Consider the following 17,709-nt stretch of genomic DNA (forward strand, 5'->3'; position numbering starts at 1 on the left):
TCGGGAAAAGGCGGGGCCGGGTGGCCCCGCGTCGGGCTGGCTTACCAGCAGATGCCTTCGGTGCGGCTGGCGGTGCTGGTGGGCTTGCTCATGAAGCCGACCAGGTCGATCACCTGCTTGCCTGCCGGCGCCTGCTGGGCGAGGGCGCGGAACTGCTCGTCGCGGTTGCCGAGGACGATGATGTCGGCGCCGTCGATCACCTGCTGGAGGTCGGCGTTGAGCAGCGAGGACACGTGGGGGATCTTCGACTCGATGTAGTCTTTGTTGGCGCCGTGGACACGGGCGTACTCGACGTTCTGGTCGTAGATGTTCAGCTCGTAGCCCTTGCCGATCAGACGCTCGGCCAGTTCCACCAGCGGGCTTTCGCGCAGGTCGTCGGTGCCAGCCTTGAAGCTCAGGCCAAGCAGGGCGACCTTGCGCTTGTCGTGGCTTTCGATGATGTCGAAGGCGTTCTGCACCTGGGACTCGTTGCTGCGCATCAGCGAATCGAGCAGCGGTGCTTTGACGTCGAGGCTGGCGGCGCGGTAGGTGAGGGCGCGCACGTCCTTGGGCAAGCATGAGCCGCCGAAGGCGAAGCCTGGGCGCATGTAGTACTGCGACAGGTTCAGGGCCTTGTCCTGGCAGACCACCTCCATCACTTCGCGGCCATCGACGTCGACCGCCTTGGCGATGTTGCCGATTTCGTTGGCGAAGGTGACCTTGGTGGCGTGCCAGACGTTGCAGGTGTACTTGATCATCTCGGCCACTTCGATCGGCTTGCGGATGATCGGCGCGTCGAGCTCTTCGTAGATGGCTTGGAGCACGTCGCCGCTGGCGCTGTCCAGTTCGCCGATGACGGTCATCGGTGGCTGGTCGTAGTCCTTGATCGCGGTGCTTTCGCGCAGGAACTCGGGGTTGACCGCCACGCCGAAGTCGACGCCCGCTTTCTTGCCGGAGCAGTCTTCCAGGATCGGAATCACCACGTTCTTCACGGTGCCCGGCAGCACGGTGCTGCGCACCACGATGGTGTGGCGACGGGTGGTGTCGCGCAGCACATAGCCTATCTCGCGGCACACCGATTCGATGTACTCAAGGCCCAGGTCGCCATTTTTCTTGCTGGGGGTGCCGACGCAGATCATCGACACGTCGCTGGCGCGGATCGCTTCGGCGAAGTCAGTGGTGCCACGCAGTCGGCCAGTGGCGATGCCCTGTTGCAGCAATTGCTCCAGGCCCGGCTCGACGATGGGCGACTTGCCCTGATTGATCAGGTCGATCTTGGTGGTGGACACGTCCACGCCGATCACTTCATGACCGCGTGCCGACAAGCAACCTGCACAGACGGCACCTACGTAACCCAAACCAAAGATGCTGATACGCATCGTATTCACCTCGTGTGTATATCGCGCCGGTTCTTTCACAGAACCGAGCCGGGTTGATTGACCTGCTCTTGCAGGCGCACGGATCCATGGCGAAGTGACACTTCACCGGGCGCAGGCATGAACGAATCCGGAGCGCATACTGCAGTGCGCTCAAACTTGGCAATTAAATGGCCAGTAATTAAAAGGCGTGCCCTTGAATGCAGCCGTCTTTATTGCAACGCCTTATGCGGCGCGTTGCTGTGCTTGTTCTTTCAAGTGAGTAAATCCTTTGAAATCAACCACTAGGACGAGTAGTAAGGGGCGCGTCTCTCCTTCTTGGACCGGCCGCTGGGTATACCCGAAGCGGTAGCCGAAGTTGTCGGGGCCGGCAGTGGAAACCGGCCTTAAGTTAGCTGTAAGTCATCTCTCACGTTGTACGCTGGTGAATCGTTACGGGTGGTATGAGCGGTCCTCGGAAGGTAAGTTCCGGGGTGGGTTCGACGCAGATGAAAGATTTCTAAATATTTTTTCAATGATAAATACTTTCATTCTGATGGCACGGTCCGGTTTCGTCCCGATATATAAAGGGGCAAAACGAGGTGGGATGGTTATATGCCAGCATCGGAAATTTTTTTTCAAAAAAAGTCGGAAATTTACGAGTGGTCGTTCATGAACCTAGGCCACAGTCAGGGTTGATGGTTTTTTGGCGACCATTTTTTGGCGTTCCTGGTGTCGAATTTTCGCTGAGCTGACGACGACCACAGACGGCTGCATTTAACCGCCGGGTTTTTGTGGCTTTCGTGACCAGGGATCGAGGCTCATTGTTCGTGACGATACGTGGACCTCCCGCAGGTGACGGGCGTGCAGGTCCAGGGCCTGGAGGCGGGGTGGGTGTGGGTCACCGATTAGCCCCGCCTGGGAGTGGCGGGGCGGTGGGGTCAGGGCTCGGGCTGGTCGCGCAGGAACACCAAATGGTCTGGCCGCGACTGCTCGGCACTGTAGTAGTAGCCCTGGACGTCGAAGCCCTTGAGCTGCTCGGGATCGGCGATGCGCTCCTGGATCACGAAGCGGCTCATCAGGCCACGGGCTTTCTTGGCGTAGAAACTGATGATCTTGTATTGGCCGTTCTTCAGGTCCTTGAAGTCGACGTCGATCACCCGCGCCTTGAGCGCGTTTTTCTTCACCGCACCGAAGTACTCGTTGCTGGCCAGGTTCAGCAGCAGGTCATCGCCCTGGTCGGCCAGGGCCTGGTTCAGCCATTCGCTGATGCGCGTGTCCCAGAAGGCGTAGAGGTCCTTGCCGCGAGCGTTTGCCAGCTTGGTGCCCATCTCCAGGCGATAGGGCTGCATCAGGTCCAGCGGACGCAGCAGCCCGTACAGGCCCGAGAGCATGCGCAGGTGCTGCTGGGCGTAGGCGAAGTCGTCTTCGCTCAGGCTTTCGGCGTCCAGCCCGGTGTACACGTCGCCCTTGAAGGCCAGCAGCGCCTGCTTGGCGTTGGTGGGGGTGAAGTCGGCCGTCCAACTGCCGAAGCGGGCGGCGTTGAGGCCGGCGAGCTTGTCGGACAGGTGCATCAGTTCGGCGATCTGCGCCGGCGAAAAATCGCGCAGTTGCTCGATGAGGATCTGCGCATGATCCAGGTGCTGGGGCAGGGTATGACGCTGGGTGACGGGTGGGGTGTCGTAGTCGAGGGTCTTGGCGGGGGAAATCACCGTCAACATGAGGTCGGCTCCTGGAAAGGTTGTCGTGATTCTACGGGGGCCTGCGCTGGTGCGCCAAACTATGCCCGCCATAGGCACAGACCATCGGCGGCTGTGACGCTATAGTGCGTCAGTTCACTTCGTGGAGACTGCTCGTGCGCATCGCCCTCGCTCTTCTGTTCGCGCTGTTCGCTACGGCGGCGCAGGCTGCCCCGCCGCTGGCGGTCAGTTTCGACCGCAGCCTGTGGCCGGAACAGCTCGACAGCCCGGTCCTGTTCGATGTGGCCTCGCGGGCGCAGATCCTCTCCTTCGCCCAGGTGCTGCATGAAAGCGAGATGCTCGATGAGGGCAGCCTGGCGGCGCGCCTGGGGCTGCGCCAGATCAACCTGTCGGTGGTGCGCGCGGTGCGGGCGCGGATGTGGCAGCGCCTGTGGGAGAACTACCAGCAGGCGCAACTGAGCTGCGAGGAGGATGCGTCGTTCTGCTACGCCGTGGACTCGATGGCGGATCTGCGCACGCGCTCGGCGACCTTCGCCAGCGAGGTGGGCGAGTTCTACCAGGGGTGGGTCGAGCCCAGTCATCGCTTCAACCAGCGCTACCTGGACGAGCAATTGCGCAAGGCCGCGCTGTTTCCGCAGACCAGCAGCGAGGTCGAACGTCTCTCCAGCCGCGAGCGCAGCGGCGACGAGCTCAACGATCGGGTGTTCCTGCTGACCTTCGCCGGAGGCCCGGGCCCGGTGGGCAGCAGCAGCGATACACTCGCCGACTACCTGCGCCGGCAGAAGCTGGGCGGCACCTTCTTCGTGCTCGGCAGCCGCGTGCAGCAGCGCCGCGACGCCAACCAGGGCGCGGATGTGGCGAGCTTGTACGCCGGGCAGTGCGTGGGCATCCAGGGCTGGGAATACCGCTCGCATGCCCAGTGGCAGGACTGGCAGGACTCGCTGCGGCGCAGCCAGGCGCAGGTGCAAGCGTTGATGCCCGAGCAGTACGTCCCCCTGTTTCGACCGCCCTATGGCCAGCGCCGCGCCGATGGCGAAGGCTTCATGACCGCGCAGGGGCTACAGGTTTCGTTGTGGGACATCGATGCCCAGGACGACACCGCGTTGGACGCCGAGCAATCGGCGCAGCGCGTGCTGACGCTGATGCTGTTGTGGCGCAAGGGCGTGATCCAGTTCCACGACAGCCAGCCCAAGGTCCAGCCTGCGCTCGACTGGCTGCTGCAGCACACGGCGCAGAGCGGCATCGGATGGGAAGACTGCCACGCCTACGCGAGGGCGCGCTGACGGTCGTGCAGGAGAAAAAACGGCTCCATCCCTGACTGTAGTCGTCGTTGCGGATCACGCCAAGGGCGCTTCGTCATTCAGCAAAATAAACTTCATGTGCGCGTAAAAAGTCTTTTTTTCGTCACGCTTTTTGCGGTATGAAAGAGCCAGACAGCCGATTCCTGCAGCACAGGTGGCGTCATCCAGGCCCTCCTTCTGCCAGGTGCGCTCCCCGCCCGTAACGACGCGGATACGGGGAGAACGGCGGTCACTCTGCGGCGCAGTACGCCTGTGCCGTCCTGCTTTCACATAAGGTGACCGAGTATGGATGACCAAGGACGCAACCCTTCCTCCAACAAGCCCATCCTGTATGTCCTCGATACCAACGTCCTGATACACGACCCCAACGCCTTGCTCAATTTCGAGGAGCACCATGTCGCTATCCCGATGACGGTGCTGGAGGAACTCGACAAGCTCAAGACCGGCAAGCAGACCATCGCCGCCGAATGCCGCCAGGCCATCCGCCTGATCGACCAGACCCTGGGCGAGGCCTCGCCCACCGACGTCGAACAGGGCGTGCCGATCCAGCGTGGCAAGAGCGGCCCCAAGGGTTTCCTGTCGATCCTGATGAGTCCGCGCCACGAGCCGTCGCGGCTGCTGCCCGAACACCTGAACGACAACATCATCATCAACCAGTTGCTGGAGCTGCGGGCTCGGCGCGGCGACCTGGACGTGGTGCTGGTGACCAAGGACATCAACATGCGCCTGAAGGCGCGGGCCTGCGGCATCGCCGCCGAGGACTACAGCACCGACCAGTTGGTCGACGACGTGTCGCTGTTGTCCAAGGGCTACCATTCGGTCAGTGGCTCGTTCTGGGATCGCGTGAGCAAGGTCGACACCCGCCAGGAGCGCGGCCGTACCTGGCATCGCGTGCAACTGAGCGAGCCGCTGCCGGCGGTGCACGTGAACGAGTTCATCATCGACGAGCAAGGTTTCGTCGGCTGGATCAAAGGGGTGCGCGAAGGCGAACTGCTGCTGCTGGACCTGCACCAGGAGCCATTGCTGCACCAGGAGGCCTGGGGCCTGAAGCCGCGCGACATCCATCAGAGCCTGGCGCTGTTCGCCCTGCTCGACCCGGACATCCACCTGGTCAACCTGACCGGCGCCGCCGGCTCGGGCAAGACCATCCTGGCGCTGGCCGCTGCCATCGAGCAGACCATGGTCAGCAAGCGCTACCGGCGCATCATCGCCACCCGCAGCGTGCAGGGCCTGGACCAGGAGATCGGTTTCCTGCCGGGCACCGAGGCGGAGAAGATGGAGCCTTGGCTGGGCGCCATCACCGACAACCTCGAAGCCTTGCACATGGATGACGAGAGCACCCATGGCAGTGTGGAGTACATCCTCGAGCGCGTGCCGTTGCAGTTCAAGTCGCTGAACTACATTCGCGGGCGCAGCTTCCAGCAGAGCCTGATCCTCATCGATGAATGCCAGAACCTCACCCCGCACCAGATGAAGACCATCATCACCCGTGCCGGCTCCGGCTCGAAAGTGGTATGTCTGGGCAACCTGGCACAGATCGACACCCCCTACCTGTCCGCCACCAGCTCGGGCCTGACCTACCTCACCGAGCGCTTCAAGGACTTCCCCCACGGCGTGCACATCACCCTGCAGGGTGTGCCGCGCTCGGTGCTGGCCGAGTACGCCGAGTCGCATATGTAGCCCCCAACGCCTCAACGCCGGTTCGCCGGCGCTGGGGCGCTTTGCCTGCACATTCGCCCAGTAGCGGTTTACACTCTGCACTCTCTTCACAGGAGCAGAGCAGTGCTGACTCATCTCGATTCCCAGGGGCGCGCCAACATGGTCGACGTCACTGAAAAGGCCGTGACCTCACGTGAGGCCAGCGCCGAGGCGCGGGTGCGCATGTTGCCGGCCACGCTGCGCATGATCGTCGAGGGCGAGCACCCCAAGGGTGATGTGTTCGCCGTGGCGCGCATCGCGGGTATCCAGGCGGCGAAGAAAACCAGCGACCTGATCCCACTGTGCCATCCGCTGATGCTTACCAGCGTCAAGGTGGAGCTGCGCGCCGACGGTGAAGACGCCGTGCACATCCTCGCCCGCTGCAAGCTGGCTGGGCAAACCGGGGTGGAGATGGAGGCGCTGACTGCCGCGAGTGTCGCCGCCCTGACGATCTACGACATGTGCAAGGCCGTTGACAAAGGCATGGTCATCGAGCAGGTGCGCCTGCTGGAGAAGATCGGCGGCAAGAGCGGCCATTACCAGGTGTCTGTGTGATGAAGATCAGGACGTTGTATTTCGCCCGCTACCGCGAGCGGCTCGGGCTCGACGGCGAGTCGCTCGACGGCGATTTCCAGGTGCTCGACGACGTGCGCCAGGCGTTGCTGGCCAAGGGCGGCGCCTACGCGGTGCTGGCCGAGCAGAACTTGATGTGCGCCCGCAACGAGGAATTGTGCCGGCTCGACGAGCCCGTGGAGGAGGGCGACCAAGTGGCCTTTTTCCCACCGGTAACGGGAGGCTGAGCATGGCCATACGGGTTCAGCAGGCCGTCTTCGATGCGGGCTACGAGCTCAATGCCCTGCACGCGGCGAATGTCGGCGTGGGTGCGGTGGTGGGATTCGTTGGCTACGTGCGCGACTTCAACGACGGGCGCGAGGTGGCGGGGATGTTCCTCGAGCACTATCCGGGCATGACCGAGAAGGCGCTGGGCAAGATCGTCGACGAGGCGCAGCAGCGCTGGCCGTTGTTGAAGGTCGAGGTGCTGCATCGCATCGGCGCGCTGGAGCCGGGCGAGCCGATCGTCTTCGTCGGCGTGGCCAGCGCGCATCGGCAGGCGGCGTTCGACGCCTGCAATTTCATCATGGACTACCTCAAGACCCGCGCGCCCTTCTGGAAGAAGGAAACCACCCAGGAGGGGCCACGCTGGGTGGAAGGCCGCCAGAGCGACCAGGACGCGGTCGAGCGCTGGCAGTAGCCAGGCGCGTCTACACCGACGGGTTGGCGCTCGCCTGGGCCTTGCGCGGCACCGGCGTAAGCAACGCGTCCGGCGGCATCTCGCATTTGATCTTGCGCCCCAGCAGTTCCTCGATCGCCGGCAGTTGGTAGGCGTCGTCTTCGCCGGCGAAGCTGATCGACACCCCGCTGGTGCCCGCACGCCCGGTGCGGCCGATGCGGTGCACGTAGTCGTCCGGGTCTTCCGGCAGGGTGAAGTTGATCACATGGCTGATGCCGTCGATGTGAATGCCGCGTCCGGCCACGTCGGTGGCCACCAGCACGGTGACGCGCCCTTCACGGAAGTTCTCCAGGGTGCGGATCCGCTTGTGCTGCGGCACGTCGCCGGACAGTTGCGCGGCGTTGACGCCATCGCGCACCAGGCGCTCCTCGATGCGCCGCACCTCGTCCTTGCGGTTGGCGAAGACCATCACCCGCTGCCAGCCGTTCTGCGTCACCAGGTTGTACAGCAGCTTGTACTTGTCGCTGCCGGCCACGGCATAGACGTGCTGCTCGACGGTTTCGCTGGCCACGTTCTCCGGCTCGATCTCGACGATGGCAGGATCGGTGGTCCACTGCTTGGCCAGGTTCATCACATCGTCGGTGAAGGTGGCGGAGAACAGCAGGGTCTGACGTTCGCTCTTGGGTGGGGTCTGACGGATGATCTGCCGCACCTGCGGAATGAAGCCCATGTCGAGCATGCGATCGGCCTCGTCAAGCACCATCACCTCGACCATGTCCAGGTGCACTTCGCCGCGTTGCTGGAAGTCCAGCAGGCGCCCGGGCGTGGCCACCAGAATATCGCAGTGGCGTTTCTCCAGGGCCTTGAGCTGCTTGTCGTATTCCATGCCGCCGACGAAGCTCATCACGCTGAGCCCGCTGTAGCGGGTCAGGGCTTCGGCGTCCTTGGCGATCTGCACCACCAGTTCACGGGTGGGCGCGATGATCAATGCGCGCGGCTCGCCCATGTAGCGTTCCTTGGGCGGCGGCGTCTGTTGCAGTTGCGCAATGATCGAGATGAGGAACGCGGCGGTCTTGCCGGTGCCGGTCTGGGCCCGACCGATGGCGTCCTGGCCGCGTAGGGTGTGGCCCAGCACCTGCGCCTGGATCGGCGTGCAGTAGGGGAAACCCAGGTCGTGGATGGCATGCATCAACGTGTCGGAGAGCTTGAAGTCGTGGAAGCGGGTCTTGCCTTCCTGGGGTTCGACCACGAAATCTTCCGGTTTCCACAGGCTGGCCTGCGGCTTGGGTTTGCGCTCGCGGCGCGGTTTTTCCCGCGGGGTCCGGGCGACCGGTGCAGTGGCCTGAGGCGCTGGCTCCGGCTGAGGGCTGGGCGCGCTGGCGCGCTCGGGCTTGGGCGGGTGAGCGGCAGTGGGCTGCGGCGTTTGGGCTGTCACGGGGGCAGAGGGCGCGACGGCCTGCGGGGCGGCGTCGGCTTTGCCGAATATCTTCTTGAGTGCCTTGAGCACGGTCGTCTCGTCAATTGATTAAGGAATGTACGCCGGGCAGTGTAATGCAAGAACCCCACTCGGCGTAGTGCAATGCGCCCGCGACTACAGGCGCGTGGGAAATCACTGAAGCCGCTGCGCCAGCCAGTCGTGGATGTCGCTCAGTTCTTCCACCAGCACTTCGTGCTCCATGGGGTATTCGTGCCAGCGCGCAGCCACGCCCCAGGTATTGAGGTACTCGAACGCCGTGCGCCCCATGGAAGGAATGACCACCGGGTCGTGCACGCCATGCAGGCACAGGGCAGGCGTGCGCTGCTGGCAGGCACTGAGCTGGTGCGTGTCGCTGAAGGTCGGGGCGTAGGTCGACAGGGCGATGACGCCGCCCAGGGCCTCTTGCCACTTTATATACGCGGTGTGCAGCACCACTGCGCCGCCCTGGGAGAAACCGGCCAGGACGATGCGGGCCAGGTCGATGCCCTTGGCCTGTTCGGCTTCGATCAAGTCGATGACCTGCGCGGCGGAGGCGTCCAGTTGCGCTTCGTCGATGGCCCGCGCCGGGCTCATGGCCTTGATGTCGTACCAGCTGGGCATGGCATAGCCGCCGTTGATGGTCACCGGGCGGGTCGGCGCCTGGGGCATGATGAAGCGCGTGCTGTGCAGTCGTTCCTGAAGAAATTCGGCCACCGGTAGGAAGTCGTAACGGTCGGCGCCCAGGCCGTGCAACCAGATCACACAGGCATCGGCCGTATTCTGGGGTTCGAGGATCAACGGTTGGGTCATGAATGCTCCGAAAAAGTGCGTGGGAACTCATTGAGTGCGTGAAAAGGCGGCGTGGATGGCGAGGGCCATAACTGCATGTCGCAACGCTGCAACTTTACCCTCTTGACGTCTGCTTAAACGCTTTAGGCGGTCACTGTGGTACGCCCCTTGCTATGTCCATGTCGCTGCACGGGGCGAAACCGGACCGGTAACACCGTCCACTTGCAGGAAAGGCTGTCACAGAACGGCCCGTTGCGCCAATTGACCCGAATAACACGCCAACCAGGGTCGGATGCGCCTCATGAGGGCGCGGTGCAATTCCGGCTCGATACAACAAGAGCATTTGGAGGTTGTTGATGAAGATGTTGAAAACCACGCTGGCAGTCCTGACCGCTGCCGCCGCCTTCGGTGCCGTGAGCACCGCACAGGCCGGGGCCACGCTCGATGCGGTGCAGAAGAAGGGCTTCGTCCAGTGTGGCGTGAGCGACGGCCTCCCGGGCTTCTCCGTCCCTGACGCCCAGGGCAAGATCGTCGGCATCGACGCCGATGTCTGCCGCGCCGTGGCGGCGGCCGTGTTCGGCGATGCCAGCAAGGTCAAGTTCAGCCAGCTCAACGCCAAGGAGCGCTTCACCGCGCTGCAGTCCGGTGAAGTCGATGTGCTGTCGCGCAACACCACCTGGACCAGCTCGCGCGATTCCGGCATGGGCCTGGTGTTCACCGGCGTTACCTACTACGACGGCATCGGTTTCCTGGTGAGCAACAAGCTCCCCGTGAAAAGCGCCAAGGAACTCGACGGCGCCACCATCTGCATCCAGGCCGGCACCACCACCGAACTGAACGTTTCCGACTACTTCCGCGCCAACGGCATGAAATACACCCCGATCACCTTCGATACCTCCGACGAGAGCGCCAAGTCGCTCGAGTCCGGGCGTTGCGACGTGCTCACCTCGGACAAGTCGCAGCTCTACGCACAGCGCTCCAAGCTGGCCGCGCCGGGCGACTACGTGGTACTGCCGGAAACCATTTCCAAGGAGCCCCTCGGCCCGGTAGTGCGCAAGGGTGACGAAGACTGGTTCAGCATCGTGCGCTGGACGCTGTTCGCCATGCTCAATGCCGAGGAAGCCGGCGTGACCTCCAAGAACGTCGAAGCCGAGGCCAAGTCCACCAAGAACCCGGACGTGGCGCGCATGCTCGGCGCCGACGGTGAGTACGGCAAGGACCTCAAGCTGCCCAAGGACTGGGTGGTGCAGATCGTCAAACAGGTGGGCAACTACGGCGAAGTGTTCGAGAAGAACCTGGGCAAGAGTACGCCGCTGCAGATCGACCGCGGGCTGAACGCCCTGTGGAACAACGGCGGCATCCAGTACGCGCCACCGGTGCGCTGATCGCCGTCACCCGCGACGGCATGTGGCCGTCGCGGGTCGTTCCACTTCCTTGCTTTCGGTGCCTTTCATGAACAATCCAACCGGCGCGCGCAAAGGGCTGTCCCTGAGCGATCCGCGCGTGCGTGCGTGGCTGTTCCAGGTCGTCACGGTCGTGGCCGTGATCGCCCTGGGCTGGTTCCTCATTCACAACACCCAAACCAACATGCAGCACCGGGGGATCACCTCGGGCTTCGATTTCCTCGAGCGCAGTGCCGGCTTCGGCATCGCCCAGCACCTGATCGACTACAACGAGACCGACACCTATGCTCGCGTGCTGTTGGTGGGGTTGCTCAATACCCTGCTGGCCAGTGCCATCGGCATCGTCCTGGCCACCGTGCTCGGCTTCATCATCGGCGTGGCGCGGCTGTCGTCGAACTGGGTGATCGGCAAGCTGGCGGCGGTGTACGTCGAGACCTTCCGCAACATCCCGCCGTTGCTGCAAATCCTGTTCTGGTACTTCGCCGTGTTCACGGCGCTGCCGGGACCGCGCGGCAGCATCAACATCGATGACCTGTTCTTCATCAGCAGCCGCGGTGTGAACATGCCCGGTGCGTCGATGGGCGAAGGCTTCTGGCCGTTCGTGGTGTCCCTGTTGCTGGCGCTGTTGGCAATCGTGGTGATGGTGCGCCAGGCCAACCGGCGTTTCGATGAAACCGGCCAGCCGTTTCACAAATTCTGGGTCGGCCTGCTGCTGTTGGTCGGTATCCCGGGGGTGTGCGTGCTGCTGTTCGGCAACCCGCTGCAGTGGCAGGTGCCGCAGCTCAAAGGGTTCAACTTCACCGGCGGCTGGGTGCTGATTCCCGAGTTCCTGGCGTTGACCCTGGCGCTGTCGATCTACACCGCTGCGTTCATCGCCGAGATCGTTCGCGCCGGCATCCGCTCGGTCAGCCATGGCCAGACCGAGGCGGCGCGCTCGCTGGGGCTGCGCGAAGGGCCGACCCTGCGCAAGGTGATCATCCCCCAGGCCATGCGGGTGATCATTCCACCGCTGACCAGCCAGTACCTGAACCTGACCAAGAACTCGTCGCTGGCGGCGGTGATCGGCTACCCCGAACTGGTGTCGCTGTTCGCCGGTACGGTGCTGAACCAGACCGGCCAGTCGGTGGAGGTGATGGCGATCACCATGGGCGTATATCTGACCATCAGTATCAGCATCTCGTTGCTGATGAACGGGTACAACAAGCGCATTGCGCTGATCGAACGGTGAGGGCCGGCGCATGACTACCCATGTTTTCAAACCCGACATGCCGCCACCGGTGAAGACCGTCGGCGTGCTCGCCTGGCTGCGGGCCAACCTGTTTTCCAGTTGGGCCAATACCCTGCTGACGCTGTTCGCGCTGTACCTGATCTGGCTGATCGTGCCGCCGCTGCTGCACTGGGCGTTCCTCGACGCCAGTTGGACCGGCAGTACCCGCGCCGACTGCAGCGGGCAGGGCGCTTGCTGGGTGTTCATCCAGCAGCGTTTCGGCCAGTTCATGTACGGCTACTACCCCAGCGAGTTGCGCTGGCGGGTGGACTTGAGCGTGTGGCTGGGCGTGATTGGCGCCGCGCCGCTGTTCATCCGGCGTTTTCCGCGAAAACTGCCCTACGGCCTGTGCTACCTGGTGCTGTATCCGATCCTCGCCTACCTGTTGCTGCACGGCGGCAGCTTCGGCCTGAGCAGCGTGCCGACTTCGCAGTGGGGCGGGCTGATGCTGACGCTGGTGATCGCCACCGTGGGCATCGCCGCTGCCTTGCCACTGGGGATTCTGCTGGCGCTGGGCCGGCGCTCGAACATGCCGGTGGTCAAGGCGGTCTCGGTGACCTTCATCGAGTTCTGGCGCGGCATTCCGCTGATTACCGTGCTGTTCATGTCGTCGGTGATGCTGCCGCTGTTCATGCCCGAGGGCACCAGCTTCGACAAACTGCTGCGGGCCATGATCTTCGTCATCCTGTTCGAGTCGGCGTACATCGCCGAAGTGGTGCGTGGCGGCTTGCAGGCCATCCCCAAAGGGCAGTACGAGGCCGCCGCCGCCATGGGCCTGGGCTACTGGCGGGCCATGGGCCTGGTGATCCTGCCCCAGGCCTTGAAGCTGGTGATTCCGGGCATCGTCAACACCTTCATCGCGCTGTTCAAGGACACCAGCCTGGTGATCATCATCGGCCTGTTCGACTTGCTCAACAGCACCCGCCAGGCCACGGCAGACCCTGCCTGGCTGGGCATGGCCACCGAGGGCTACGTATTCGCCGCCCTGGTCTACTGGATTTTCTGTTTCGCCATGTCGCGCTACTCCATGCACCTGGAGCGCAAGCTGGACACTGGCCACAAGCGTTAGGAGTTTCGAGATGAGTGAAGCGATCAGACACAGCGCCGGCCCCGAAGGCATCATCCAGATGCAGGGCGTCAACAAGTGGTACGGCCAGTTCCATGTGCTCAAGGACATCAACCTCAACGTGCGCCAGGGCGAGCGCATCGTCCTGTGCGGTCCGTCGGGCTCGGGCAAGTCCACCACCATCCGCTGCCTCAACCGGCTGGAGGAACACCAGCAGGGGCGCATCGTGGTCGATGGCGTGGAGTTGACCAACGACCTCAAGCAGATCGAGGCGATCCGTCGCGAGGTCGGCATGGTGTTCCAGCACTTCAACCTGTTCCCGCACCTGAGCATTCTGGAGAACTGCACCTTGGCGCCGATGTGGGTGCGCAAGCTGCCACGGCGCAAGGCCGAGGAAATCGCCATGCATTACCTGGAGCGGGTGCGCATTCCCGAGCAGGCGCACAAGTATCCGGGGCAGTTGTCCGGTGGTCAGCAGCAGCGGGTGGCCATCGCCCGCGCGCTGTGCATGAAACCCAAGATCATGCTGTTCGACGAGCCGACGTCGGCGCTGGATCCGGAAATGGTCAAGGAGGTGCTCGACACCATGGTCGGACTGGCCGAAGACGGCATGACCATGCTCTGCGTGACCCACGAGATGGGCTTTGCCCGCACCGTGGCGAATCGGGTGATCTTCATGGACAGGGGCGAGATCGTCGAGCAGGCCGCGCCGGACGACTTCTTCGACCGCCCGCGCAGCGACCGCACCAAGCTGTTCCTGAGCCAGATCCTGCACTGATGACGCGGGGCCTTCCAGAAGCGGTTTGCCCGCTTCTGGAGGCGTGGGGTTGGCTTACTTCTCTTCCTGCTTGGCCACCGGCGCCGGTGGCGGGCGCAGGCCCACTTCGGCGATCAGCTTGAGCTGCTTGCCATTGCGCATCACCTCGATGCTGATCTTCTCGTTCGGCTTGATCCGCGCCACCTGGTTCATCGACTTGCGGCCATCACCGGCCGGCTCGCCGTTGATGCTCAGGATCACATCACCCAGTTGCAGGCCCGCGCGCTGGGCCGGACCGTCACGGAAGATGCCGGCCACGACGATGCCAGGACGCCCCTGCATGCCGAACGACTCGGCCAGTTCCTGCGACAACGGCTGCACTTCGATGCCCAGCCAGCCGCGAATCACTTGGCCGTGCTCGACGATCGACTTCATGACCTCCAACGCCAGCTTGGCCGGGATGGCGAAGCCAATGCCCTGGGAACCGCCGGATTTGGAGAAGATCGCGGTGTTGATGCCAATCAGGTTGCCGTCGGCATCGACCAGCGCGCCGCCGGAGTTGCCCGGATTGATGGCCGCGTCGGTCTGGATGAAGTCTTCGTAGTTGTTCAGCCCCAGTTGGTTGCGGCCCGTGGCGCTGATGATGCCCATGGTCACGGTCTGGCCGACGCCGAAGGGGTTGCCGATGGCCAGGCAGACATCGCCGATGTGCACGTTGTCGGAGCGGCCGATGGTGATGGCCGGCAGGTCTTTGAGGTCGATCTTCAGCACCGCCAGGTCGGTTTCCGGGTCGCTGCCGATCACCCGCGCCAGGGTTTCGCGGCCGTCCTTGAGCGCCACCACGATCTGGTCCGCGCCGCTGGTGACGTGGTTGTTGGTCAGCAGGTAGCCTTCGCGGCTCATGATTACCGCCGAGCCCAGGCTCGACTCCCAGCGCCGTTGCTTGGGCAGGTTGTCGCCGAAGAAGCGGCGGAATTGCGGGTCTTCGAACAGCGGGTGAGCGTTCTTGTTCACCGCTTTGGTGGTGTACAGGTTGGCCACGGCTGGGGCAGCGACGGTGACGGCGTCGGCATAGCTGACCGGGCCCTGCACGATCCGCGAAGTCTGCGGCGCCTGCTGCAGGTTGACGTCCTGGCTGGGCAGGCCGACCCATTCCGGGAACCGCTGGATGATCAGTGCGGCGATCAGCACGCCAGTGAGCAGGGGCCAGCCAAAGTAACGCAGAGCCTTGAACATCGAAAAAATCCTGGAGTGGGGCGGGGGCCTGAACGCGAACGCGCGCGATGATACACCTGTAGGCGCGGCTTTGCCCGCGCCGCAGGCTCCGGTTCCCCCGGCTACCGCGACAGCCCATAATGGCGGCCAGTATACGAGGCCTTGCGCCCGTTGAAGCAGCGAATTACGAGGAGATATGTGGATGGCCGTCGCCCTGAGCACCCTGGTCGAGGAAGCCGAGCGCTACCTCGGCAGCGCCAAGATCCAGGATTACTGCCCCAATGGCTTGCAGGTCGAAGGGCGTGCGCAGGTCAGGCGCATCGTCACCGGCGTAACCGCCAGCCAGGCCTTGCTCGACGCGGCGGTCGAGGCCGATGCCGACCTGGTGCTGGTACACCACGGTTACTTCTGGAAGGGCGAAAGCCCTTGTATCACCGGTATCAAGCAGCGCCGCATCAAGACCCTGCTCAAGCACGACATCAGCCTGCTGGCGTTTCACCTGCCGCTGGACGTGCACCCGGAAGTCGGCAACAACGTGCAGTTGGCACGCCAGCTCGACATCACCGTCGAAGGCCCGCTCGATCCGGACAACCCACGGGTGATCGGCCTGATCGGTTCGCTGGCCGAGCCCATGGCCGCCAGCGATGTCGCCCGTCGCGTGCATGAGGCGCTGGGCCGTGAGCCGCTATTGATCGAGGGCCCGGGCCTGATTCGCCGGGTGGGCTGGTGCACCGGCGGCGGGCAGGGCTATATCGATGCTGCCATCGCTGCCGGTGTGGACCTGTTCATCAGTGGCGAGGCGTCCGAGCAGACCTTCCACAGTGCCCGCGAGAACGGCGTCAGCTTCATCGCCGCCGGGCATCACGCCACCGAGCGCTATGGCGTGCAGGCGCTGGGCGACTATCTGGCCAGGCGCTTCGCCCTCGAACACCTGTTCATCGACTGCCCCAATCCGATTTGAATACCGCGTAAGAGGGCCAAACCGGCAGTCATATCATTAGACCGTTTCGATCTAGCTGACCGCCTAAATAGAATCAGACGCTGTGATAAAGTGCTCCGCTCGAACACGGCCCGCTGGCCGTCCATAAGATCGTTTTTCGTGAGTAGCCATGGTCGACAAACTGACGCACTTGAAACAGCTGGAGGCGGAAAGCATCCACATCATCCGCGAGGTGGCCGCCGAGTTCGACAATCCGGTGATGCTGTACTCGATCGGCAAGGACTCCGCCGTGATGCTGCACCTGGCGCGCAAGGCCTTCTTCCCGGGCAAGCTGCCGTTTCCGGTGATGCACGTCGACACGCGCTGGAAATTCCAGGAGATGTACCGCTTCCGCGACAAGATGGTCGAGGAAATGGGCCTGGAGCTGATCACCCACGTCAACCCCGAGGGTGTGGCGCAGGGCATCAACCCCTTCACCCACGGCAGTGCCAAGCACACCGACATCATGAAGACCCAGGGCCTCAAGCAGGCGCTGGACAAGCATGGCTTCGACGCCGCCTTCGGCGGTGCGCGCCGCGACGAAGAGAAGTCGCGGGCCAAGGAGCGCGTGTATTCGTTCCGCGACAGCAAGCACCGCTGGGATCCGAAGAACCAGCGTCCGGAGCTGTGGAACGTCTACAACGGCAAGGTCAACAAGGGCGAGTCGATCCGCGTCTTCCCGTTGTCGAACTGGACCGAGCTGGACATCTGGCAGTACATCTACCTCGAAGGCATCCCGATCGTGCCGCTGTACTTCGCCGCCGAGCGCGAAGTCATCGAGAAGAACGGCACCCTGATCATGATCGACGACGAGCGCATCCTCGAGCATCTCACCGATGAAGAGAAAGCCCGCATCGTCAAGAAGAAGGTGCGTTTCCGAACCCTGGGCTGCTACCCACTGACAGGTGCTGTCGAGTCGGAAGCCGAGACGCTCACCGACATCATTCAGGAAATGCTCCTGACGCGCACGTCCGAACGCCAGGGCCGTGTCATCGACCACGATGGCGCCGGATCCATGGAAGACAAGAAACGCCAAGGGTATTTCTAAGCTTCAAGTTACAAGCGGCAAGCTGCAAGACAGAAGCTGAACGCGTAGCGTTTGAGACTTGTGGATTGCCGCCGTATTGCGGGCGGCTCGGAGTGCTCGTAATGGATTTTGAGAAGCTGGCAGTTTGGCAACGAAGTAAGCGTTTGGCCATTGAGTTGTACCGGATACTGGCTGGGTGTCGTGATTATGGATTCAAGGATCAGGTCACGCGGTCAGCACTTTCCATCCCGTCCAATATTGCCGAGGGCATGGAGCGGCGCGGGAGCAGAGAGAAGGTTTGGTATCTCAGCGTTGCGAAAGCGTCCTGCGGGGAGTTGCGTACACAGCTGATGATCGGTGGTGAGATAGGTTACATCGACGCTGGGCTGGCTAGCGGCTGGATTAATGAAACCCGCGAGCTCTCCAGAATGCTGAGTGGGTTGATCAACAGAATGTCTAACTAGTTGTACGCCGACAGGCTTGCCG

17 protein-coding genes are annotated in these 17,709 nt (G+C 63.2%); 12 read left to right on the plus strand and 5 right to left on the minus strand.

What is annotated here, in order from left to right:
- Positions 1-41: 41 nt before the first annotated feature.
- Both ACK2SD_RS05420 and yaaA read right to left on the minus strand, forming a co-directional pair.
- Complete coding sequence (locus ACK2SD_RS05420; protein ID WP_412461566.1) at positions 42-1,358, minus strand: nucleotide sugar dehydrogenase; 1,317 nt, start codon at positions 1,356-1,358, stop codon at positions 42-44.
- A gap of 917 nt (positions 1,359-2,275) precedes the next feature.
- Positions 2,276-3,055 (minus strand): peroxide stress protein YaaA, encoded by a 780-nt coding sequence (gene yaaA / locus ACK2SD_RS05425; RefSeq protein ID WP_039579921.1) that lies wholly within the window; start codon positions 3,053-3,055, stop codon positions 2,276-2,278.
- 134 nt (positions 3,056-3,189) lie between these two features.
- Between yaaA and ACK2SD_RS05430 the strand changes: the two genes are divergently transcribed.
- From ACK2SD_RS05430 to moaE, 5 genes are all read left to right on the plus strand, one after another.
- Positions 3,190-4,317, plus strand: a complete 1,128-nt coding sequence (locus tag ACK2SD_RS05430) for a polysaccharide deacetylase family protein (protein ID WP_412461567.1) — start codon at positions 3,190-3,192, stop codon at positions 4,315-4,317.
- Positions 4,318-4,620: 303 nt separating this feature from the next.
- Positions 4,621-6,015, plus strand: a complete 1,395-nt coding sequence (locus ACK2SD_RS05435) for a PhoH family protein (protein WP_039579916.1) — start codon at positions 4,621-4,623, stop codon at positions 6,013-6,015.
- A gap of 102 nt (positions 6,016-6,117) precedes the next feature.
- A complete protein-coding gene (gene moaC, locus ACK2SD_RS05440) occupies positions 6,118-6,588 on the plus strand; it encodes a cyclic pyranopterin monophosphate synthase MoaC (protein WP_412461568.1) in 471 nt (156 codons plus the stop codon).
- Complete coding sequence (locus ACK2SD_RS05445; protein ID WP_029614993.1) at positions 6,588-6,833, plus strand: MoaD/ThiS family protein; 246 nt, start codon at positions 6,588-6,590, stop codon at positions 6,831-6,833. Before moaC ends, ACK2SD_RS05445 begins: the two co-directional genes overlap by 1 nt.
- Before the next feature lie 2 nt (positions 6,834-6,835).
- Entirely contained in the window at positions 6,836-7,285 is a 450-nt protein-coding gene (gene moaE / locus ACK2SD_RS05450) for a molybdopterin synthase catalytic subunit MoaE (protein ID WP_029614992.1), read from the plus strand.
- A 10-nt stretch (positions 7,286-7,295) separates the two neighbouring features.
- Here moaE and rhlB read toward each other — a convergent pair whose 3' ends face one another.
- A complete protein-coding gene (gene rhlB / locus ACK2SD_RS05455; RefSeq protein WP_412461569.1) occupies positions 7,296-8,771 on the minus strand; it encodes an ATP-dependent RNA helicase RhlB in 1,476 nt (491 codons plus the stop codon).
- 102 nt (positions 8,772-8,873) lie between these two features.
- Positions 8,874-9,530, minus strand: coding sequence for an alpha/beta hydrolase (locus tag ACK2SD_RS05460; RefSeq protein ID WP_039579906.1), 657 nt, complete (start codon positions 9,528-9,530; stop codon positions 8,874-8,876).
- 335 nt (positions 9,531-9,865) lie between these two features.
- On the opposite strand from ACK2SD_RS05460, the gene ACK2SD_RS05465 reads away from it, so the two are divergent.
- From ACK2SD_RS05465 to ACK2SD_RS05480, 4 genes are all read left to right on the plus strand, one after another.
- Positions 9,866-10,894 (plus strand): amino acid ABC transporter substrate-binding protein, encoded by a 1,029-nt coding sequence (locus ACK2SD_RS05465; RefSeq protein ID WP_412461570.1) that lies wholly within the window; start codon positions 9,866-9,868, stop codon positions 10,892-10,894.
- A 67-nt stretch (positions 10,895-10,961) separates the two neighbouring features.
- Positions 10,962-12,140, plus strand: coding sequence for an amino acid ABC transporter permease (locus ACK2SD_RS05470; RefSeq protein ID WP_412461571.1), 1,179 nt, complete (start codon positions 10,962-10,964; stop codon positions 12,138-12,140).
- Positions 12,141-12,150: 10 nt separating this feature from the next.
- A complete protein-coding gene (locus ACK2SD_RS05475) occupies positions 12,151-13,248 on the plus strand; it encodes an amino acid ABC transporter permease (RefSeq protein ID WP_317871669.1) in 1,098 nt (365 codons plus the stop codon).
- Between the two features lie 10 nt (positions 13,249-13,258).
- Positions 13,259-14,023, plus strand: a complete 765-nt coding sequence (locus ACK2SD_RS05480) for an amino acid ABC transporter ATP-binding protein (RefSeq protein WP_412461572.1) — start codon at positions 13,259-13,261, stop codon at positions 14,021-14,023.
- Between the two features lie 54 nt (positions 14,024-14,077).
- Here ACK2SD_RS05480 and algW read toward each other — a convergent pair whose 3' ends face one another.
- A complete protein-coding gene (gene algW / locus ACK2SD_RS05485; protein WP_039579893.1) occupies positions 14,078-15,238 on the minus strand; it encodes a Do family serine endopeptidase AlgW in 1,161 nt (386 codons plus the stop codon).
- A 181-nt stretch (positions 15,239-15,419) separates the two neighbouring features.
- Here algW and ACK2SD_RS05490 point away from each other — a divergent pair, with 181 nt between their 5' ends.
- The 3 genes from ACK2SD_RS05490 (at position 15,420) to ACK2SD_RS05500 (ending at position 17,687) form a co-directional block, all read left to right on the plus strand.
- Positions 15,420-16,178, plus strand: a complete 759-nt coding sequence (locus tag ACK2SD_RS05490) for a Nif3-like dinuclear metal center hexameric protein (protein ID WP_317871668.1) — start codon at positions 15,420-15,422, stop codon at positions 16,176-16,178.
- Between the two features lie 148 nt (positions 16,179-16,326).
- Positions 16,327-17,244: a sulfate adenylyltransferase subunit CysD gene (gene cysD / locus ACK2SD_RS05495; protein ID WP_029612121.1), complete on the plus strand. Its 918-nt coding sequence runs from the start codon at positions 16,327-16,329 to the stop codon at positions 17,242-17,244.
- Between the two features lie 101 nt (positions 17,245-17,345).
- Positions 17,346-17,687, plus strand: a complete 342-nt coding sequence (locus tag ACK2SD_RS05500) for a four helix bundle protein (RefSeq protein WP_029612122.1) — start codon at positions 17,346-17,348, stop codon at positions 17,685-17,687.
- Positions 17,688-17,709: the final 22 nt, after the last annotated feature.

This window comes from Pseudomonas sp. SC11, from assembly GCF_047039205.1.
GTDB classification, from domain to species: Bacteria; Pseudomonadota; Gammaproteobacteria; order Pseudomonadales; family Pseudomonadaceae; genus Aquipseudomonas; species Aquipseudomonas boreofloridensis.

What these genes read in the sequence shown, in the direction of transcription:
- ACK2SD_RS05445 (WP_029614993.1), top strand. Translation starts at nt 6,588, where the DNA reads ATGAAGATCAGGACGTTGTATTTCGCCCGCTACCGCGAGCGGCTCGGG.
- cysD (WP_029612121.1), top strand. Translation starts at nt 16,327, where the DNA reads ATGGTCGACAAACTGACGCACTTGAAACAGCTGGAGGCGGAAAGCATC.
- ACK2SD_RS05480 (WP_412461572.1), top strand. Translation starts at nt 13,259, where the DNA reads ATGAGTGAAGCGATCAGACACAGCGCCGGCCCCGAAGGCATCATCCAG.
- algW (WP_039579893.1), bottom strand. Translation starts at nt 15,238, where the DNA reads ATGTTCAAGGCTCTGCGTTACTTTGGCTGGCCCCTGCTCACTGGCGTG.
- ACK2SD_RS05470 (WP_412461571.1), top strand. Translation starts at nt 10,962, where the DNA reads ATGAACAATCCAACCGGCGCGCGCAAAGGGCTGTCCCTGAGCGATCCG.
- ACK2SD_RS05465 (WP_412461570.1), top strand. Translation starts at nt 9,866, where the DNA reads ATGAAGATGTTGAAAACCACGCTGGCAGTCCTGACCGCTGCCGCCGCC.
- ACK2SD_RS05500 (WP_029612122.1), top strand. Translation starts at nt 17,346, where the DNA reads ATGGATTTTGAGAAGCTGGCAGTTTGGCAACGAAGTAAGCGTTTGGCC.
- ACK2SD_RS05460 (WP_039579906.1), bottom strand. Translation starts at nt 9,530, where the DNA reads ATGACCCAACCGTTGATCCTCGAACCCCAGAATACGGCCGATGCCTGT.
- ACK2SD_RS05420 (WP_412461566.1), bottom strand. Translation starts at nt 1,358, where the DNA reads ATGCGTATCAGCATCTTTGGTTTGGGTTACGTAGGTGCCGTCTGTGCA.
- moaE (WP_029614992.1), top strand. Translation starts at nt 6,836, where the DNA reads ATGGCCATACGGGTTCAGCAGGCCGTCTTCGATGCGGGCTACGAGCTC.
- ACK2SD_RS05435 (WP_039579916.1), top strand. Translation starts at nt 4,621, where the DNA reads ATGGATGACCAAGGACGCAACCCTTCCTCCAACAAGCCCATCCTGTAT.
- yaaA (WP_039579921.1), bottom strand. Translation starts at nt 3,055, where the DNA reads ATGTTGACGGTGATTTCCCCCGCCAAGACCCTCGACTACGACACCCCA.
- ACK2SD_RS05475 (WP_317871669.1), top strand. Translation starts at nt 12,151, where the DNA reads ATGACTACCCATGTTTTCAAACCCGACATGCCGCCACCGGTGAAGACC.
- ACK2SD_RS05490 (WP_317871668.1), top strand. Translation starts at nt 15,420, where the DNA reads ATGGCCGTCGCCCTGAGCACCCTGGTCGAGGAAGCCGAGCGCTACCTC.